The organism is Pseudomonas wayambapalatensis (assembly GCF_049942315.1).
In the GTDB taxonomy this organism is placed as follows: Bacteria; Pseudomonadota; Gammaproteobacteria; order Pseudomonadales; family Pseudomonadaceae; genus Aquipseudomonas; species Aquipseudomonas wayambapalatensis.
In genome coordinates, this window is record NZ_JBNFMU010000082.1 from 1 (window position 1) to 3,580 (window position 3,580).

Sequence of the window (3,580 nt, forward strand, 5' to 3'; positions counted from 1 at the left end):
GACGTGCAACGCCTGGTCGACTGGGAGACGCGCACGGCCCTTTCCCCCCTGGGCGCTGCGGCGATGGCTGGTTCGGCCATCCCCCGCCAACCACAACAGTCAGCGCTGGAAATGGGCTACAGCGGCCCGTGCGAGAACTCCATCGACGCCGTGGCCAGCCGCGACCATGTCGCCGAGTTCCTGTTCATCGCCAGCATGCTCGGCATCAACCTGTCGCGCCTGTCCGAGGAATTCTGCCTGTGGTCGTCGCGCCAGTTCCGCTGGGTCGAGCTGGACGATGCCTATGCCACCGGCAGTTCGATCATGCCGCAGAAGAAGAACCCGGACATCGCCGAGCTCACCCGTGGCAAGGCCGGGCGCCTGATCGGCAACCTGACCGGCCTGCTGTCCACCCTCAAGGCCCTGCCGCTGTCGTACAACCGCGACCTGGCCGAGGACAAGAGCGAGGTGATGGATACGCTCGACACGCTAGGCCTGGTGCTCCCCGCCATGGCCGGCATGGTGCGGACCATGCAGGTGCGCGTGGACGAACTGCGCCGCCAGGCGCCGCTGGGCTACACCCTGGCCACCGAGGTCGCCGACTGGCTGGCCATGCGCGGCGTACCGTTCAAGGAGGCCCACGAGATCACCGGAGCCTTGGTGCGCGCCTGTGAGGCGCAGGACATCGAGCTGTGGCAGGCGAGCCCTGCGATGCTCGCCGACATCGACCCGCGCCTGACACCCGAGGTGCGCGAGAGCCTCACCCTGGAAGCGGCCATCGCCATGCGCAGCGGCCACGGCGGTACTGCGCCACAACGCGTGCGCGAGCAGATCGTGCGCCTGAAAGTCGCCCTTGAAGCACAACAGGCCTGGGCTGCCCATTACCAAGGGCCGCGCACCTGAAGACCTGTGGGCAGCGGTTTCGCAAGGACCCGCTGCCCGCCACCGATCGACACGCCCAGGCGCCCTGCGCCGACTGCGGAGCCACACCATGAGTCAGATACACGCCAAACGCCTCGCCGATGAGCGCAGGCAACAGGAAAACGAGTTCGACATCAGCCGCTACGAACATGTCCCGCGCCGTTACTACGGGCGCATGTTCTTCGCCACGCTGATCGTCGTGCTGTTGCTGGGGCTGGCCAATGCCTTTGCCAACGGCAAGATCGAATGGGCCTTCGTCGGCCAGTTCCTGACCTCCGAGGCGATCCTCTGGGGCCTGGGCAATACCATCGTCATGTCGGTGATCGCCATGGCCTTGGGCATCGTCTTCGGCGTCATCACCGCAGTGATGCGCATGTCGCAGAACCCGATCCTGCAGTACGTGGCGCTGGCCTACACCTGGCTGTTCCGGGGTACGCCGCTGATCCTGCAACTGCTGCTGTGGTTCAACCTGGCGCTGATCTTCCCCACCATCGGCATTCCTGGCCTGTTCCAGTTCGACACCGTGACGCTGATGACCCCCTTCGTCGCCGCGCTGCTGGGCCTGAGCATCAACCAGGGCGCCTACACCGCCGAGGTGGTGCGTGCCGGCTTGCTGTCGGTGGACACGGGCCAGTACGAAGCGGCCAAGTCGATCGGCATGCCGCGCCTGCAGGCGCTGCGCCGGATCATCCTGCCCCAGGCCATGCGCATCATCATCCCGCCGGTGGGCAACGAGTTCATCGGCATGGTCAAGATGACCAGCCTGGCCAGCGTCATCCAGTATTCGGAGCTGTTGCACAACGCGCAGAACATCTACTACGCCAACGCGCGGGTGATGGAGCTGCTGATCGTTGCCGGCATCTGGTACCTGGCAGTGGTGACCCTGCTGTCGTTCGGCCAGAGCCGCCTGGAACGTCACTTCGCCAAGGGCGCTGGCAAGCGCTCCTGATCGGCCCTAGAGAGAACATGCCCATGAGAAGCATCGTCAAGGCCGTTGGCCTGCAGAAATACTACGGCGACTACCACGCGCTGAACGACATCAACCTGGAGATCGAGCAAGGCGAAGTGCTCTGCGTGATCGGCCCCTCGGGCTCCGGCAAGAGCACCTTCCTGCGCTGCATCAACCAGCTGGAAAAGGTCGATGGCGGCGGTCTGTGGGTCGACGGCGAGCTGGTCGGCTACCGCATGGCCGGCCACAAGCTGCACGAACTGACCGAATCGCAGATCGCCCGCCAGCGCCTGGCCACCGGCATGGTGTTCCAGCGTTTCAACCTGTTCCCCCACCTGACCGTGCTGCAGAACATCATCGAAGGGCCCTGCCAGGTGCTGCGCCGCTCGCCCAAGGAAGCCACCGAGGATGCCCTCGAACTGCTGGCCCGGGTCGGCCTGAGCGACAAGCGCGACCACTACCCCATCCAGCTTTCCGGTGGTCAGCAGCAGCGTGTCGCCATCGCCCGCGCCCTGGCCATGCGCCCGAAACTGATGCTGTTCGACGAACCCACCTCCGCGCTGGACCCCGAGCTGGTCGGCGAGGTGCTGTCGGTCATGCGTGACCTGGCCAAGTCCGGCATGACCATGGTCGTGGTCACCCACGAGCTGGGCTTTGCCCGCGAGGTGTCCAACCGAGTGGTGTTCATGGACGCCGGACAGATCGTAGAAGCAGGAAGCCCCGAAGAGGTGCTCCTGGCCCCCCAGAACCCGCGGACCCAGAACTTCATTTCCGCGGTTCGTACCTGACTGCCGCCCACAACCATAAAGAGAACCCTAGGCATGAAAAAAACCCTTCTTGCGTGCAGCGTACTGACCGCCCTGGCCTTCAACGCCCAGGCCGCCGTGGAACTTCCGGCCTCGATCAAGGCCAAGGGCGAAATCGTCGCCGCAATCGTCCCCAACTACCCACCGATGGACTTCAAGGACCCGGCCACCAACCAGCTGACCGGCGTCGATGTCGACCTGGGCAACGCCCTGGCCGAACGCCTGGGGGTGAAGATCAAGTGGCAGGAGACCGCCTTCGAGCAGATGATCAGCGCCCTGGTCACCAAGCGCGTCGACATCATCCTTTCGGGCATGACCGACACCAAGGAACGCCAGCAGGTGGTGACCTTCGTCGACTACTTCACCAGCGGCCCGCAGTTCTACACCCTGCAAAGCCGCGGCGAGATCAACGAGATGACCGACCTGTGCGGCAAGAAAGTCGGCACCAGCCGCCGCACTACCTGGCCCAACGATGTCGCCACCTGGAGCAAGGCCAACTGCGAAGCCAATGGCAAGCCGGCAGTGATCGTGCTCGGTTCCGAGGGCAGTGCCGATGCGCGCGCGCAACTGCGCCAAGGGCGCCTTGATGCCGCCGTGCAAGGCAGCGAAACGCTGCCTTATATCCAGGACCTGGAGAAAGGCACCTTCAAGATTCTGGGTACCCCGCTGACCACCCAGCTCACCGGGCTGGGCGTGGCCAAGGATAACGCTGCGCTGTCGGCTGCGATCCGCAGCGAACTGCAGGCGATGGTCGACGATGGCAGCTACCGCAAGATCCTGGAGAAATGGGGCGCAGCCGATGGCGAGCTGAACCCGATCACCATCAACGGCGGGAAGTGATTCGACAGGTTGAAATTGCGGCGTACTTTTCGCGGGTGAACCCGCGAAAAGGCCCATACCGACATTTCCCAATGCCCGAGAATGG

Annotated in this window: 4 protein-coding genes; all 4 read left to right on the top strand. The window is 64.5% G+C overall.

The window, feature by feature from the left end; genetic code table 11:
- A partial coding sequence (gene argH / locus ACPZMI_RS02995) for an argininosuccinate lyase (protein ID WP_426351641.1) occupies window positions 1–882 on the top strand: 882 nt, incomplete at its 5' end.
- Window positions 883–970: 88 nt separating this feature from the next.
- Window positions 971–1,849 (top strand): amino acid ABC transporter permease, encoded by an 879-nt coding sequence (locus tag ACPZMI_RS03000; protein WP_054891502.1) that lies wholly within the window; start codon window positions 971–973, stop codon window positions 1,847–1,849.
- Between the two features lie 23 nt (window positions 1,850–1,872).
- Window positions 1,873–2,637, top strand: coding sequence for an amino acid ABC transporter ATP-binding protein (locus ACPZMI_RS03005; protein WP_186665400.1), 765 nt, complete (start codon window positions 1,873–1,875; stop codon window positions 2,635–2,637).
- Between the two features lie 33 nt (window positions 2,638–2,670).
- Entirely contained in the window at window positions 2,671–3,495 is an 825-nt protein-coding gene (locus ACPZMI_RS03010; protein WP_186664038.1) for an ABC transporter substrate-binding protein, read from the top strand.
- Window positions 3,496–3,580: the final 85 nt, after the last annotated feature.